This is a genomic window from Streptomyces muensis, assembly GCF_021474425.1.
Lineage (GTDB): Bacteria > Actinomycetota > Actinomycetes > Streptomycetales > Streptomycetaceae > Streptomyces > Streptomyces muensis.
In genome coordinates, this window is record NZ_JAKEIP010000002.1 from 48,882 (window position 1) to 63,139 (window position 14,258).

Annotated in this window: 11 protein-coding genes; 5 read left to right on the plus strand and 6 right to left on the minus strand. The window is 73.3% G+C overall.

Going from position 1 to position 14,258, the window contains the following annotated elements; all coding sequences use genetic code 11:
* Positions 1 to 4: 4 nt before the first annotated feature.
* Together L0P92_RS00850 and L0P92_RS00855 are read left to right on the plus strand one after the other, a co-directional pair.
* Entirely contained in the window at positions 5 to 1,363 is a 1,359-nt protein-coding gene (locus L0P92_RS00850) for an ABC transporter substrate-binding protein (protein ID WP_234760410.1), read from the plus strand.
* A 164-nt stretch (positions 1,364 to 1,527) separates the two neighbouring features.
* A complete protein-coding gene (locus L0P92_RS00855; RefSeq protein ID WP_234760411.1) occupies positions 1,528 to 2,748 on the plus strand; it encodes an MFS transporter in 1,221 nt (406 codons plus the stop codon).
* Between the two features lie 2 nt (positions 2,749 to 2,750).
* Here L0P92_RS00855 and L0P92_RS00860 read toward each other — a convergent pair whose 3' ends face one another.
* Genes L0P92_RS00860 through L0P92_RS00875 form a run of 4 tightly spaced genes read right to left on the minus strand, consistent with a single transcriptional unit; the run spans position 2,751 to position 7,223 of the window.
* Positions 2,751 to 3,743: a TAXI family TRAP transporter solute-binding subunit gene (locus L0P92_RS00860; RefSeq protein ID WP_234760412.1), complete on the minus strand. Its 993-nt coding sequence runs from the start codon at positions 3,741 to 3,743 to the stop codon at positions 2,751 to 2,753.
* Positions 3,740 to 5,158 carry a sensor histidine kinase gene (locus L0P92_RS00865; protein WP_234760413.1) on the minus strand — a complete coding sequence of 473 codons (1,419 nt, stop codon included), beginning with the start codon at positions 5,156 to 5,158 and terminating at the stop codon, positions 3,740 to 3,742. Before L0P92_RS00865 ends, L0P92_RS00860 begins: the two co-directional genes overlap by 4 nt.
* A gap of 18 nt (positions 5,159 to 5,176) precedes the next feature.
* Positions 5,177 to 5,860 carry a response regulator transcription factor gene (locus L0P92_RS00870; RefSeq protein ID WP_234760414.1) on the minus strand — a complete coding sequence of 228 codons (684 nt, stop codon included), beginning with the start codon at positions 5,858 to 5,860 and terminating at the stop codon, positions 5,177 to 5,179.
* A gap of 16 nt (positions 5,861 to 5,876) precedes the next feature.
* On the minus strand, positions 5,877 to 7,223 hold the full coding sequence (locus L0P92_RS00875) for an MFS transporter (RefSeq protein WP_234760415.1): 1,347 nt from the start codon (positions 7,221 to 7,223) through the stop codon (positions 5,877 to 5,879).
* 306 nt (positions 7,224 to 7,529) lie between these two features.
* Between L0P92_RS00875 and L0P92_RS00880 the strand changes: the two genes are divergently transcribed.
* The 3 genes from L0P92_RS00880 (at position 7,530) to L0P92_RS00890 (ending at position 11,216) form a co-directional block, all read left to right on the plus strand.
* Positions 7,530 to 8,693, plus strand: a complete 1,164-nt coding sequence (locus tag L0P92_RS00880; protein ID WP_234760416.1) for an FAD-dependent monooxygenase — start codon at positions 7,530 to 7,532, stop codon at positions 8,691 to 8,693.
* A gap of 25 nt (positions 8,694 to 8,718) precedes the next feature.
* A complete protein-coding gene (locus tag L0P92_RS00885; RefSeq protein ID WP_234760417.1) occupies positions 8,719 to 10,257 on the plus strand; it encodes a hypothetical protein in 1,539 nt (512 codons plus the stop codon).
* 125 nt (positions 10,258 to 10,382) lie between these two features.
* On the plus strand, positions 10,383 to 11,216 hold the full coding sequence (locus L0P92_RS00890; RefSeq protein WP_234760418.1) for an alpha/beta fold hydrolase: 834 nt from the start codon (positions 10,383 to 10,385) through the stop codon (positions 11,214 to 11,216).
* Between the two features lie 85 nt (positions 11,217 to 11,301).
* Here the strand turns inward: L0P92_RS00890 and L0P92_RS00895 are convergent, their stop codons facing one another.
* Together L0P92_RS00895 and abc-f are read right to left on the minus strand one after the other, a co-directional pair.
* Positions 11,302 to 12,417, minus strand: coding sequence for a ligand-binding sensor domain-containing protein (locus L0P92_RS00895; protein ID WP_234760419.1), 1,116 nt, complete (start codon positions 12,415 to 12,417; stop codon positions 11,302 to 11,304).
* A 159-nt stretch (positions 12,418 to 12,576) separates the two neighbouring features.
* Positions 12,577 to 14,235, minus strand: coding sequence for a ribosomal protection-like ABC-F family protein (gene abc-f, locus L0P92_RS00900; protein WP_234760420.1), 1,659 nt, complete (start codon positions 14,233 to 14,235; stop codon positions 12,577 to 12,579).
* Between the last annotated feature and the right edge of the window lie 23 nt (positions 14,236 to 14,258).

Consider the following 14,258-nt stretch of genomic DNA (forward strand, 5'->3'; position numbering starts at 1 on the left):
CCCGATGCCGGGCGAACGCCGTGCACGACCGACCCGTACCGCCGTGTCGGCGTCCCTGCTCGCTCTCCTCGCCCTCGGTCCGGCCGGCTGCGCGGACAGGTCCACGGACCAGGAACGCACGACGGTCACGGTGGCGGCGGTCGACTTCATGCGCGACGTCGACGAACTCGTCGACGACTTCGAGCGGGAACACCCCGACACCCACGTCAACTTCGTGTTCCTGCCCGAGAACACACTGCGGGACAGGGTGCCGAAGGACATCGCCTCCGAGGCCGGCCACTACGACGTCGTCGCCATCGGCCCCTACGAGGCACCGATCTGGGCGTCGCGGGGATGGCTGACCCGCCTCGACGGCTACGCCCGCCAGGGCGACTACGACATGCGGGACTTCATCCCCACCGTACGCGAGTCGCTGTCGTACAACGGCGGCCAGTACGCGGTGCCCTACTACGGCGAGTCGTCCTTCCTGATGTACCGCAAGGACCTCTTCACGAAGGCCGGCCTCACCATGCCGAAGCGACCGACCTGGCCGGAGGTCGCCGAACTGGCGGCGCGGCTGCACGACCCCGAGCACGGCGTCGTCGGAATCTGCCTGCGCGGCGGCCCCGGCTGGGGCAACCTCCTGATGCCGCTGAACACGGTGATCCTGACCTTCGGAGGCCGCTGGTACGACGAGCACTGGAACCCTCGGCTCACCTCCCCCGAGACCAAGGCGGCGGTGCGTTTCTACGTCGACCTGGTCCGCAGGTACGGCCAGCCCCGGGCCGCCGAGTCCGGGCCCGCCGAGTGCCTGACGACGATGCGGCGGGGCGAGGCGGCGATGTGGTACGACAGCACAGCCCTCGCCGGCAGCCTGGAGGACCCCCACAGCAGCGAGGTCGCCGGCGAACTCGGCTACGCACCCGCCCCGGTGGTCAACACCGCCAGCTCGGGGTGGCTGTGGGCCTGGTCCCTGGCGATCCCGGTCACCGCGAAGAACCCCCGGGCGGCCTGGGAGTTCGTCTCCTGGGCGACGTCCAAGAGCTATCCGAAGCTGTACGGACAGAGACTCGGCTGGGTCCGAGTGCCACCCGGCGGCCGGCTGTCCACGTACGAACTGCCCCAGTACCAGAAGGCCACCAAGGCGTTCGTCCGACCGGTACTCGACGCGCTCGACGCCGTGGACCTGATCCACCCCGGCCTGCACGAACAGCCCTGGGTCGGCATGTCCTACGTCGGCATCCCGGAGTACGCGGGCCTCGGAAACCGCGTGTCCGCCGAGATCTCCGCGGCCATCGCCGGCCGCCAGTCCGTCGACGACGCGCTGGCCAAGTCCCAGATCTTCGCCCGGGACGTCGTCGACGGCGGCGGATACCGGGAGTAGGACGCTCCGCGGGACCTGAGTGGCCGCCGCCCGGCGACCGGGCGTTGGGGCGACAGCCTCTGTACAGCGTTCCGCCGCGTGCATAACCTTGCGGCCAGAATCGGGTCCGTCAGCGCGCTGGTGGCTGGGTAGCGCGTCTCCTCGACATGCCCGATGGAGACCGAGTGTCCTACCGCTCCCTGCTGCGCGTCGCAGGCGCCGGCTTCTTCCCGCTGGGATTCCTGGCCCGCCTGCCCTACGCGTCCTCCGCCCTCTCCACACTGATCCTGCTTCAGGCGGCGACCCACAGCTACGCCTTCGCCGGCCTCGCCAGTGCCGCGCAGAGCATCGCCATCGCCGTGGGCGGCCCCGTGGTCGGAGCCCTGGCCGACCGCCACGGCCACCGGACCGTCGGCGTCCTCGCCGCCGTCGCCAACTTCACCGCCTGGGCGGCACTGCTGGCGGCGAGCCACGGTCCCCGGCCGGGCATGCTGCTCGCGGCCACCGCGGTGGGACTCACCCAGCCGCAGGTCGGCCCGCTCGTGCGCGTGCACTGGTCACGCCTCGTCCGCGCGCGCGACGAACGGCATCTGCTGTCCGCCGCCCTGTCCTACGAGTCGTCCGCCGACGAGGTGAGCTTCGTCGCCGGACCGGCCGTCGTCGGGCTGTTGGCCGCGGCCGACCCCGTCGCACCCGCCCTGCTGACGATGGTCGTGATCGCGGCTGCCACCCTGCCCTTCGCCCTGCTCTGCGGCGACCACGACCTTCCCCGACAGCCCACGCCGGACCACCGCGGGCCGCATCTGCCCCGGCGCCCCCTGGCCGTCATGTTCCTGGCCATGACGGCGATGGGCGTGGTCTTCGGCGCGGTCCAGACGGCCGTCACCGTGTACGCCGACCGCATCGGGCAGCCCGGCGCGTCCGGGCTCGTGTACGCCGAGTTCGGGATCGGCAGCGCCCTGGCCGGAGCCGCCTGCGTCTGGCTGCCGACGCGGTTCTCGCTGCGCGCCCGCTACGTCACGTTCGCCGCGCTGCTCTTCGTCGGCACGCTGGTGCTGTTCGCCGGCGCACAGCTGGTCTCCCTGCCCGCCGCCGTCGGGGTGGCCGGCTGCACCGTCGCGCCGTACATGATCAACCTCTACGCCCTGACCGAACGCCTCGCGCCACCCGAGCGCGCCGCGGTCGCCATGACCGTCCTGTGCGGCGGCGGCCCTCTAGGGGTGGCGGCCGGGCAGGGCGTGTCCGGAGCTCTGGCGGATGCCCATGGGACGTACGGCGCCCTGCTGGTCGCGCTCGCCGGCGCGGCCGGTGCGCTGCTCCTGGCGGTCGCGGCCGCCCTGGCCGATCGAGGCCGCGAGGTCTGGATCATCGACAGCGTTCCGGCGCCCGAGGCGTCGCGGCGCTGACACTAACCGTGCAGCTCGCGGTAGGCGGCGACCGCCCCGGAGTGCAGAGGCACCACCCCCGTGGAGATCAGGCTGCGGGCGTCGAGGAACTGTGTGCCGAGAGCCGTGGTGGGGACGAGGCGGCCGGCCCGGCGTACCAGCACGTGGGTGAGCGCGGCGGCGACCGGTGCGGGCAGGTCGGGGCGGCACAGGAGCAGATTGGCGACACCGATGGTGGCCACCTCGGGCGTGCCCCGGTACGCCGCGGCCGGCACCGTCACCGCCTCCAGCCCCGATCCCGAGCGTTCCGTACCGGCACGCAGCCGGGGCAGCAGGCCGGCCAGCGGCAGCAGCCGGATGCCGGGCCGGACGTCGAGGCCGGACAGCACCGGCAGCGGTACGCCGCCCGCGACCAGCAGGGCGTCGACGGAGCCGTCCGCCACCGCCCGCGCTGCCTGGGGCATCAGCAGATGCCGGACGCGGACATCGGTGCCCGGCGTCAGACCTGCCGCCCGCAGCAGACGGTCGCCGAGCACGGCACCGCCGGACGCGGGCGCCCCCAGCGACACGGTGCGCCCCGCCAGGTCGGAGACGGCACGGATCGGCGCGTCGGCGCGGACGGCCAGCTGGACGTAGTTCTCGTAGACCCGGCCGATCGCACGCAACGGGACCCGTCGGCCGAACGGCGCGGAACCGGCGTACGCCGCCCACGCGATGTCGGCCAGGGCCAGCGCCACGTCGGCCCGACGCTCCTCGACCAGCCGTACGTTGGCCACGCTGCCCTCGCTGCGCAGCACCTCGCAGGACAGCCGGGGGTAGACCTGCGTCACCTGGTCGGCGAGGAGTTGACCGAAGGCCGCGTAGAAGCCGTCGGACTCGCCGGTCGCGATCCGCAGCGTCCCCTCGGGGCCACGGTCCGTGTGCCGGGCGTCGGCCGTCCCGGCTCCGGCGAGCAGGGTGGCGCACGCCGTGCCGAGGGCGGCGCGCAGCGCGGTGCGGCGGGCGGGGCCGGTCACGTCGTACGCCCCTTGGACGCGGGCGCCCCGTGCTCGGCACGCGGAAGCAGGACCCGGACCCGCAGCCCGTGCGGCTCGGCCGCCGCGAACTCGACACGGCCGCCCCGGCCGGCCACCAGCTGCTCGGCGATGGCCAGACCGAGCCCGCTGCCCCGCACCTCGCGGTGGCGCTCCGAACGCCAGAAACGGACACCCGCCTGCGGAAGTTCCCCCTCGGCGAGGCCCGGCCCGTCGTCCCGCACCTCGAACACCGCCTCCGTACCCTCGGCGAAACAGCGCGTGCGGACGTGGGCGCCGCTCCCGGCGTACTTGATCGCGTTGTCGAGCAGGATGTCGGCCAGCTGGGCCAGCTCGCCCTCCGTGCAGATCGTGCGGACGGCGGGGCCGGGGGAGAACTCCAGGTGGATTCCGGCCTGTTCGGCCACGGGGTGCCACAGCCGGGTCTGGGTCTCGGCGACCGCCGTCGCGTCGCACCACGGCTCCCGCTCGTCCGTCACGGCGAGTTCGCCGGCGCGGTGTTCGGCGTGGGCGAGGGCGAGCAGGTCGTCCAGGAGGTGCTCCATGCGTTCGAGTTCGGCGGTCACTCCGGTGTAGGTGCGGGTGGCGGCCTCGGGCAGGCGGGGCTGGAGCGAGTCGATGCGCAGGCGCAGGGCGGCGAGCGGGTTGCGCAGCTGGTGCGAGGTGTCGGCGACCAGGCGGCGCTGCTGCTCCAGCGCGGTGGACACGGCGTCGGCCATGCGGTTGAAGCCGGTGGCGAGCTTGCGCAGCTCGGGCGGACCGCCCTCCCGGGCGTGCTCGGCCGGCAGCCCGGCCGCGAGCGCCCCGACGGCGTGGTCCAGGCGGTGCAAGGGCCGTACGACCCACCGTGTGGCGGCGCGGGCCAGCAGCAGACAGGCCACGGCGAACAGACTCGCGCCGGCCAGGACCAGCGCCCAGCGCAGGGTGATGTCGTCGGCCGCGGCCCGCACCGACGCCCGCAGCACCACGGCACCGGACACCCGTGTGCCGGTACCCACCGGGCGGGCGAGCAGCTTGGCGTCGCGCGACCAGGGGCGCAGCGTGCCGCCGGGCGAGACGCGCTGGTTGCGCAGCGCCGCGTCCAGCAGGCGCGCGACGGCCGGGTCGGCGGCGCGCATGCCGCCGGTCTGCGCCACCGGGGCACGGCGGGCGTCGACGACCACGACCGCCTCGCCGTACAGCTCGGTGTACCGGGTGACCTCGGCGGTCAGCGCGCCGGTGTCGCCGCTGACGGCGGCCTGCTCGGCCAGCCCCGCGAAGCGGTCGAGGTCGGCGGTGCGGGCCGCGACGAGCTGCTCGGTGCGCTGGGTGGCGGTGACGCCGAGCAGCGGGACGGCGAAGCCGGCCACCGCGAGCACGGCGAAGGCCAGGACGACGGTCAGTACCCGGGTACGCATGCGAGGGCCCCGGCCTGCTCAGCCGCCGAACCGGTAGCCGAAGCCGCGGATCGTGGTCAGCACCTCGGGGCGGCCGATCTTGGCCCGCAGCTGGGTGAGATGGACGTCGAGCGAACGGGACACCGCCAGGTAGGCGTCGCCCCACACCTCGTCCATCAGCTGCTGGCGGCTGACCGCCGTACCGGCCCTGGCCGCCAGCGCGGCGAGCACCGCGAACTCCTTGGTCGTCAGCCGCACCTCGGCCCCGCCGACCGTCACCCGGCGCGCGTCGAGGTCGACCTCGACGTCCTCCGCCCGGACCGTACGCGGCGCCGGGGCGCCGGCTGCCGCGGCGGCGGTCGTGGCGGCCGACTTGGCGCGGCGGGTGACGGCCTCGATCCGGGCCAGCAACTCGGCCAGCCGTACCGGCTTGACCAGGTAGTCGTCGGCGCCCAGCCGCAGGCCGCGCACCACCGACCGCTCGTCGCCCCGCGCCGTGAGCACCACCACCGGAAGACCGCTCACGGCACGCAGCTTGCGCAGCACCTCCAGGCCGTCGAGATCGGGCAGGCCCAGGTCGAGCAGCAGCAGATCGGCCTGCCGGTGGCGGACGAGGACCTCCTCGCCACGCCGCACCCGGGCGGGCAGATGACCGTGCTCGTACAGGGCCTCGGTGAGGGCGTCGGCCACCCCGTCGTCGTCCTCGGCCAGCAGCACACGCACGGTCGCCTCCCTTCCGTCAGTGATCGCGGGACTCGGTCTCCAGCGGCGATCCGTCGGACGTCTCGCGCATCCGAATGTAGACGAGCAGCGAAATCAGGACACAGGCGGTGACGTAGTAGAAGTACCAGCTCTCGTGCCCGGCGTTCTTGAACCACAGGGCCACGTACTCGGCCGTCCCGCCGAACACGGCCACCGTCAGCGCGTACGGCAGACCGACACCCAGCGCCCGGATCGACGTCGGGAACAGCTCCGCCTTCACCACCGCGCTGATCGAGGTGTACAGGGAGCTGACCGCCAGCGGCCCGACCATGAGGAGGAAGGCGTACACGGGATCGCTGGTGTGCGACAGCAGCGTCAGCGACGGCACCACGACCACGGCGCCCAGCACGCCGAACGCGATCAGCATCGGACGCCGGCCCACCCGATCGGACAGCAGCCCCATCACCGGCTGGAGCACCACGAACACCAGCAGCGCGAAGAAGTTGATCCAGGCCGCCGTCGGCTTGGCGATGCCGCTGGTGTTGACCATGAACTTCTGCAGATACGTGGTGTACGTGTAGAAGAACAGCGTGCCGCCCATGGTCAGCCCGACCACGACCAGGCACTGCCGCGGATACGACAGCAGCATCCGCAGGCTGCCGCGCGCGGGCCCGCCGTCCTTGCCGTCGCCCCCCTCGGCCGCCGCGCGCTCGAAGCTCTCCGACTCGTCCATGCCGCGCCGCAGCCACAGCACGACGATCGCACCCGCCGCCCCCACGACGAACGCGACCCGCCAGCCCCACGCCTCCATCTGCGCCGCGCTGAGCACCTGCTGGAGCACGATCTGCAGACCGAGCGCGGTCAGCTGGCCGGCGATGAGCGTGACGTACTGGAAACTGGAGTAGTAACCGCGCCGGCCGGGCGAGGCCACCTCCGACATATAGGTGGCCGACGTCGAGTACTCACCGCCGACCGACAGGCCCTGCAACAGCCGCGCCGTCACCAGCAGGACCGGCGCCGCCACCCCGATCGCCCCGTACGACGGGGTCAGCGCCACGATCAGCGAACCCGCCGCCATGAGCGTCACCGACAGCGTCAGCGCCGCACGCCGCCCTCGGCGGTCGGCGTAGCGGCCGAGCACCCAGCCGCCGATCGGCCGCATCAGGAAGCCGACGGCGAACACCGCGGCGGTGTTCAGCAGCTGGGCGGTCTGGTCGCCGGACGGAAAGAACGCGGCGGCGAAGTACACGCTGAACGCGGTGTACGCGTACCAGTCGTACCACTCGATCAAGTTGCCGATCGATCCGCGCACGATATTGCTGACGACCCTGCGCTCACCGCGGCGCGACTGCTGCGCGCTCGCGGGCGTGGTCTGTGTGGCCATCGAGAACTCCCTTGTCTGCGGCCCGGGAGCACACAGAGTCGACGGCACGACAGGGCCGTTCAACAGGGCGAACGAAGTCCTAACAGTCCCTTAGGACTGACACACGGCGGGGCGCAGGCGGGGGAGGGGAGTCCGGGTGGCTGTCCGCGGAACGCGCTCGCGTGCTCTGCCGCACGTTGACAGGCATCTGCCGGCATGCTGCTATAAGCGCTGCTCAGCAGCCCTGCGTCGGATCGCATGCCGCTCGGGCAGCGAATCGACGGCCGCCCGACCGAGGGCGGCGGCCAGAGCCCGGAGCGAGGACCCATGCCGCAGCGTGCCGCCACCATCGTCGGCGGCGGGATCGGCGGCCTCGCGGCGGCCATCGCCTTGCACCGGCGAGGCTGGCGGGTCGAAGTGCTGGAACGAGCCCCGGCGTTCACCGAGATCGGCGCCGGCATCTCCCTGTGGCCGAACGCCCTGCACGCCCTGGAAGCACTCGGCCTGGCCGGCACCGTCCAAGCACTCGGCGCCGTCGAGACCGGCGGCGGGGTACGCGACCGGCACGGCCGCTGGCTGTCCCGCACGGACAACACGGAACTGACCCGCCGCTTCGGCCATCCCCTGGTCGTCCTGCACCGCGGCGACCTGCTGCGGGCGCTCACCGACGCACTGCCGGCCGACAGCCTGCGGCCGGGCAGCGAGGTGTCCGCGGTCCGCGACGACGGCCGCTCGGTCGTCGTCGAACACCAGGGCGGCGAGTCCCGCGCCGACCTCGTGATCGGCGCCGACGGACTGCGCAGCGCGGTCCGCGGCGCCTTGTGGCCGGCCGCGGCCGGCCCGCGATACGCCGGTTACACCGCCTGGCGCATGGTCACCGAGCCCCTCGCCGACCCGCCCGCCGAAGGCGCCGCGACCTGGGGCCGCGGCGAGCGGTTCGGGTACACGGCGCTGCCGGGCGGGCGCATGTACTGCTTCGCGACCGCGTCACTGCCGCCGGGAGCGGCCTCCGGGACGTCCGAGCACGCCGAACTGCTGCGCCGGTTCGGCTCCTGGCCGGATCCCGTCCCCGCCCTGCTGGCGGCCGTCCCCGCGGACACGGTGCTCCGGCACGACCTGTACGACCTGCCGCCGCTGCCCTCCTTCGTGCACGGCCGGATCGCGCTGCTGGGCGACGCGGCCCACGCCATGACGCCCAATCTGGGCCAGGGCGCCTGCCAGGCGCTGGAGGACGCGGTCACCCTCGCCCACTGCCTCGACGGCACCCCGGACATCACCGCCGCGCTCACCTCGTACGACCTCATGCGCCGCCCTCGCACCCAGGCCATCGCCCGCCGCTCCGCCCGCCTCGGCACGATCGGCCAGCTGGCGTGGCCGCCCGCCGTACTGCTGCGCGACACGGCGGCCCGGCTGACGCCGACGCGGACGACGCTGCGTTCCATGACACCGGTCCTCGGCTGGACCCCGCCCGATGCCCCGGCGCACTGGTGACCACGACACAGAGCGAGAGCGACTGATGCCGGACTGGACCTATCACCCGCTGCGCGGCGGGGCCGCCGCCGTCCTCGGCGAGCGCCGCTCGCAGCGCACCGCACTGCGACTGCTGGCCTCCATCGGCTCCCGCCCCGCAGGCGCACGACTGATCGCCAGGGGCTTCGGCCACCGCCATCCGCCGAAGCGACTCGTCGGCGAGACGGCCGGCGTGCCCCTGACCGTCCGCCTGGGCATATCGGTGCCGCCCTCACTCGCCCGCGAAACGATCCGCGCCATGCCCCCGCTCGGGGCCGGAGTCGTCGAGGTGTCGCCCGTGTCGGCCGCCGACGTGGAGACCGTACGGGAGGCCGCCGCCGGGCGTTCGATCCCGGTGGTCGTCCGTGCCCGCGACGCGGAGACCGAGGCCGCGCTCAAAGCGCACGTCGACGGGTTCACCGGCGACGACGACCCGCACGTGGTCCGCGTGTCGGACCCGTCGGTCACCGCGGCGGCGGCCGTGCTCGCCGATCCGGACACCGTCGTACTCGCCCGTCCCGAGGTGCTCGTCGCGGCCGGACCCGGCTGGTTCGCACGGGTCACCGAGGCCGCCACACCCACGGCGCCCGCGCCACGGCTCCGAGACCTCGGCCGCGATCCCCGCCGCTGGCCCGCCTGGTGCTGGGCGCTGCTCGTCGGGCTAGGTATGACGGTCGCCGGACTCGGCGCCGCGGTGATCACACTCGGACCGGTACTGCTCTGGTACGACCGCGACTACCTCGGCATGACCCTGCACGAACTCCATGCCGCCAACCACCACCTCGTGCACTTCCTCCAGCACGACCGGATCACCATGGCCGGCACGATGGTCGCGATCGGCGCCCTCTACACCGGCCTCGCCGTGGGCGGCATCAGACGCGGCTGGCCCTGGGCCCGCGAGGTGTACCTGATCTCGGGGGCGATCGGCTTCCCCACCTTGTTCTACTTCCTGGCCACCGGCTTCCTGGAACCCCTGCACACGGCCACCGCCGTCGTGCTGTTCCCGATGTACCTGGCCGCCGTACGCCGGACCCCGCACGCGCCGCGATGGCGCCTCGCGCCCGAAGGACCGGAGCCGGAGCGGCGCCGGGCACTGGTCGGCCAGCTGCTGCTGATCGTCACCGGCGCGGGGCTGTTCGCCGGCGGTGCGGTGATCTCGGTGGTCGGCCTGACCGGGGTCTTCGTACCGAGCGACCTGACCTTCCTGGGCACCAGTACGCCCGTGCTGGAAGCCGTGAACCCCAGGCTGGTGCCCTTCGTCGCCCACGACCGCGCGGGCTTCGGCGGCGCCCTGATGTCCGCCGCGGTCGCGATCACTCTGCTCAGCGCGTGGGGCTGGCGACGGGGTGAGAGCTGGGTGTTCTGGACCCTGACCGCGGCGGCCGCCGCCGGCTTCCTCCCGGCCGTCGTGGTGCACGGCGCGATCCACTACACCGACTTCCTCCACCTCGCGCCGGTCTACTTCGGCATCGCCCTGACCGGCACCGGCCTGCTGCTCGCGCGTCCGTACCTGTGCGCCGAGGTGCCGGCGGAGCACACCGGCTGACGGGAGAGGGACGAGGCCCGGACGCGCCCTCCCCGCACCGCTTCATGGCCAAGGCCGCCCGCGACCTCGCCGAACGTGATCAGATGTCGACCAGGCGCCTCCGGACAGAAAGCGCAGGGGCAGGCATGAGCGAATGGCAGCTGACCAGGACCTTCTCCAGCACCTCCGGTGAGGTTCGCTGGGACCGGCTGGGGCACTCCGACCGACCGCCGGTCGTCCTGCTGCACGGCACGCCGTTCTCCTCCTACGTCTGGCGTGCCGTCGCCCGTTCCCTCGCCCGTGACCACCAGGTGTACGTCTGGGACATGCCCGGCTACGGCCTGTCGGAGAAGCACTCGGACCAGGACGTGTCCCTGGCCGCCCAGGGCCGCGTCTTCACCGAACTGCTGCGCCACTGGGGGCTGCAGGAACCCCTCGTCGTCGCCCATGACTTCGGCGGCGCCGTCGCCCTGCGCGCGCATCTGCTGCACGGTGCCCGCTACCGGGCCCTCGCCCTGGTCGACCCGGTGGCGCTGGCACCGTGGGGGTCCCCGTTCTTCCGGCTGGTCCGCGAGCACGCCGAGGTCTTCGAGCAGTTGCCGCCGCCACTGCACCAGGCCCTCGTCCGTGAGTACGTCGGTTCCGCCAGCGGCCCGGGACTGCACCCCGCGGTCCTCGACCGGCTCGTCCAGCCCTGGCTCGGCGACCCGGGCCAAGCTGCCTTCTACCGGCAGATCGCCCAGGCCGACCAGCGTTACACCGACGAGGTCCAGCACCGGTACGCCGAGATCGCCGTGCCGACGCTGATCTGCTGGGGCCAGAACGACACCTGGATCCCCCCGGAGAAGGGACGGGAGCTCGCCGCCCTGATCCCGGGCGCGCGGCTGGAGCCGATCGCCCACGCGGGCCACCTCGTCCAGGAGGACGCCGCCGCGGAACTCACAGCCGCCCTCATCGCGTTCCTCCAAGGCCGGTACTGACGGTACTGACAGAGCTGACGGAACTGAAGGCACCGACACCGCCCCGGCCAGTCGTCGCCGATCCGGCCCACGCGCACCGATCGCGTCAGGCGTCCAGCCGTTCCGTGTAGGCCTCGGTCGGCGGAGCCGGGGTCGGACTCGTCATGCCCACCGACCAGAACCCCCCGGTGCCGGGAACGGAGGTCACGTCGTTGAGGTACGGCGCCGGCGCCGCACCTGCCGGGCCTCGAACGACGGTCCAGGCGTCGCCGTCGCGGCGCAGATACGTACTACGGCTCTGATCCTGGTAGTTCCAGCCCGAAACCCATGCCAGACGACCCTGCGCGTCACCCGCGATGCCGCCCAACGACCCGACGGTGAAGCCCGCTTCCACCCGCGTCCAGGCCGTGCCGTCCCAGTGGCACAGGGCGGGGTTGCCGGGGCGGCCGGGCGGGCCGCCGATGCCGGCCTCGGTGCCCACCGCCCAGACGTCGTCCGGCCCGGCCGCGTGGAGATCGGCGATGCTCAGACGCAGGCCCGCGACCGGCGGCAGCACCGTCCACGCACCGTCCCAGCGGGCCACCAGCCCGGACCAGCCGCCGCCGTTCGACTGGTCGCCGCCGACCCAGACCTCGTCCGGGGAGCGCACCACGACCCGGTACAGGTTCGCGCTCGCGACGGGCAGCGGTTCCAGCCACCGCCAGACCTCCCCGCCCCCGTCGCCGTACAGCAGACCGGCGGCGCCGCCTCGGCTCCCGCACATCCAGACCCGCCGCTCGGAGTCCACCGCCACCGAGTTCAGCCGAGTGTTGGTCTCGCCCGCGCCCGGGAACGTCGCCTCACGCCAAGTGGTTCCGTCCCAGCGCAACAGAGCGCTGCCGGTCCCGACGGGCTGGCCCACACTCCACGCGGCGGCCGAGCAGGTACCGGCGACATCGAGCAACCGCGTGTGGCCCAGGTGCGCCAGATCGGTCTTCGTCCAGGCGCTGCCGTTCCACAGCATGGCCAGCGCACGCCCCTGCGACGGCCCGGCCCGGCCCTCCTCACCGACCGCCCACGCCAGCCGGGGCCCGGCCGCGTCGACACGGCGCAGCTGCGCGGCCGGAGTGCTGCCGGGTGCCGGCACGGCCTGCCAGCCCTGCGCACGGGGCGTCGGCACATCGGCCCGCGCGGTGGCCGGGCCGAGCGCGAGCCCCGAGAACGTACCGATCGCCCCTGCCACAAATCGCCTACGTCTCACTGCTGGATCCCCTCCAGGCGGATCGGGCGGATAGGAGGGACCACCGTGAACCGGCGAACCGCACAGGTCTAGATACGTACGTGACAAAGCAGGCGGTACGTCCCCGGGGGGTCGGTGTCGGGGGTCGGAGTCGGGATCGGCTCAGTACCTGCGGCCGTCGCGCAGCTCCAGCCGTTCCCCGGGGAACCGGTCACGGAAGCCGCGGTCGTGGGAGACCGCGACCACCGCGCCCGGGTAGGCCGCGAGTGCCGACTCCAGGTCCTCGACCAGGTCGAGCGCGATGTGGTTGGTCGGCTCGTCGAGTACGAGGAGGTCCGCGGGCCGGGTCACCAGGACCGCGATCTGAAGCCGCCGCTGCTGCCCGGCGGACAGCGCGGCCACCGGCACGTGCAGATCCTCCGCACGGAACAGCCCCAGCGTCAGCAGCTGTTCGGCGTACTCCTCCGGCGACCCGGGGCGCCCGGCCGCGAAGGCGGCCAGCAGCGGGAGCCGTGTGGAGCGCGCCGGCAGCTCCTGCGCCAGGTAGCCGATCCGGGCGGGACGGCGAACCGTGCCCGCGTCCGGTCGCAGATCACCCGCAAGGACCCGCAGCAGAGTCGTCTTGCCCGCCCCGTTCTCACCCGTGACCAGCAGCCGCTGCCCGGGCGCGATCGTCAACAGCCCGTCCAGACACAGCCGTCGGCCGACCGCCACGCCGTCGAGTTCGGCGAGCGGCCCCTCGGCGGCCCGGTCGCCACTCGTCGCCGTGAGCGCCGCTGTGAACCGCAGCGGTTCCGGCGGTGCCGCCACCGGGTTGCGCCGCAGCTGGGCCAGCCGTTCCCGGGCTGCCCGCACCTGCCCGCCGAGCTTCGCCTCGTGCGAACGGCGATGCTTGCCGAAGCCCTGCCGCGGGTCCTTGCCGGTGGTGGCGAGCCGCTTCCCGGCGGCCTCGACCAGTTCCTCGGTACGGTCCACCTCCTCCAGCCAGTCCGCGTACTCCTGTTCCGCACGGCGCCGGGCGGCGGCCTTCGCGGAGCGGTAGCCGGCCCAGCCGTCGCCGTACCGGTGGACCGTGCGGGCATCCCGGTCCACCTCGAGGATCGTGGTGGCGATGTTCTCCAGGAAGCCGCGATCGTGGGTGACCGCCACGACGGTGCCCCGATGCGCGCGCAGTCGCTCCTCCAGCCAGCGCACCGCCGTGGCGTCGAGGTGGTTGGTCGGCTCGTCGAGGAGCAGCAGCTCGGGAGCGGCGGCCAGCACACAGGCCAGGGCCAGCCGTGACTGCTCGCCGCCGGAGAGCGAGCCGAGCACCCGCTCGCGGGTGATCCCGGCGAGCCCGAGGCCGTGCATGGCGGCGTCCACACGGACGTCCGCCTCGTATCCGCCGCGTTCCTCGTACGCGGTCAACAGCTCGCCGTACGCCGTGAGTTCGTCCTCCGAAGCCTCGCCGAGGCGCTCCTCCGCGGCACGCAGCAGGCGCTCCATGTCACGCAGTTCGGTGAGCGCGAGGTCGATCGCGTCCCGCACGGTGCAGTCCGGGTCGAGGTCGAGGGTCTGGGCGAGGTGGCCGATGCCACCGGGGAAGCTGACGGTGATGTCGCCGGTGTCCGGCGTCTCGGCCGCGGCCAGCAGCCGAAGCAGGGTGGACTTGCCGGAGCCGTTCTCGCCGATGACGGCGGCCTTCTCGCCCGGTCGGACGGTGAAGGAGACCTGGTCGAGGACGGTCCGGGTGCCGTACGACTTGGTGACGTCCTTGACGGACAGCTGCGCCACGGCAGCGGGTACGGCAGCGGGCAAGGCGGTATGGGCGCGTTCGCGCATGTGACTTTCCCTGGGATGTGAAG

Bases quoted from the DNA above. Each gene is read 5' to 3' on its own strand.
- L0P92_RS00880 (WP_234760416.1), top strand. From the start codon at position 7,530: ATGCCGCAGCGTGCCGCCACCATCGTCGGCGGCGGGATCGGCGGCCTC.
- L0P92_RS00850 (WP_234760410.1), top strand. From the start codon at position 5: ATGCCGGGCGAACGCCGTGCACGACCGACCCGTACCGCCGTGTCGGCG.
- L0P92_RS00875 (WP_234760415.1), bottom strand. From the start codon at position 7,223: ATGGCCACACAGACCACGCCCGCGAGCGCGCAGCAGTCGCGCCGCGGT.
- L0P92_RS00865 (WP_234760413.1), bottom strand. From the start codon at position 5,158: ATGCGTACCCGGGTACTGACCGTCGTCCTGGCCTTCGCCGTGCTCGCG.
- abc-f (WP_234760420.1), bottom strand. From the start codon at position 14,235: ATGCGCGAACGCGCCCATACCGCCTTGCCCGCTGCCGTACCCGCTGCC.
- L0P92_RS00890 (WP_234760418.1), top strand. From the start codon at position 10,383: ATGAGCGAATGGCAGCTGACCAGGACCTTCTCCAGCACCTCCGGTGAG.
- L0P92_RS00885 (WP_234760417.1), top strand. From the start codon at position 8,719: ATGCCGGACTGGACCTATCACCCGCTGCGCGGCGGGGCCGCCGCCGTC.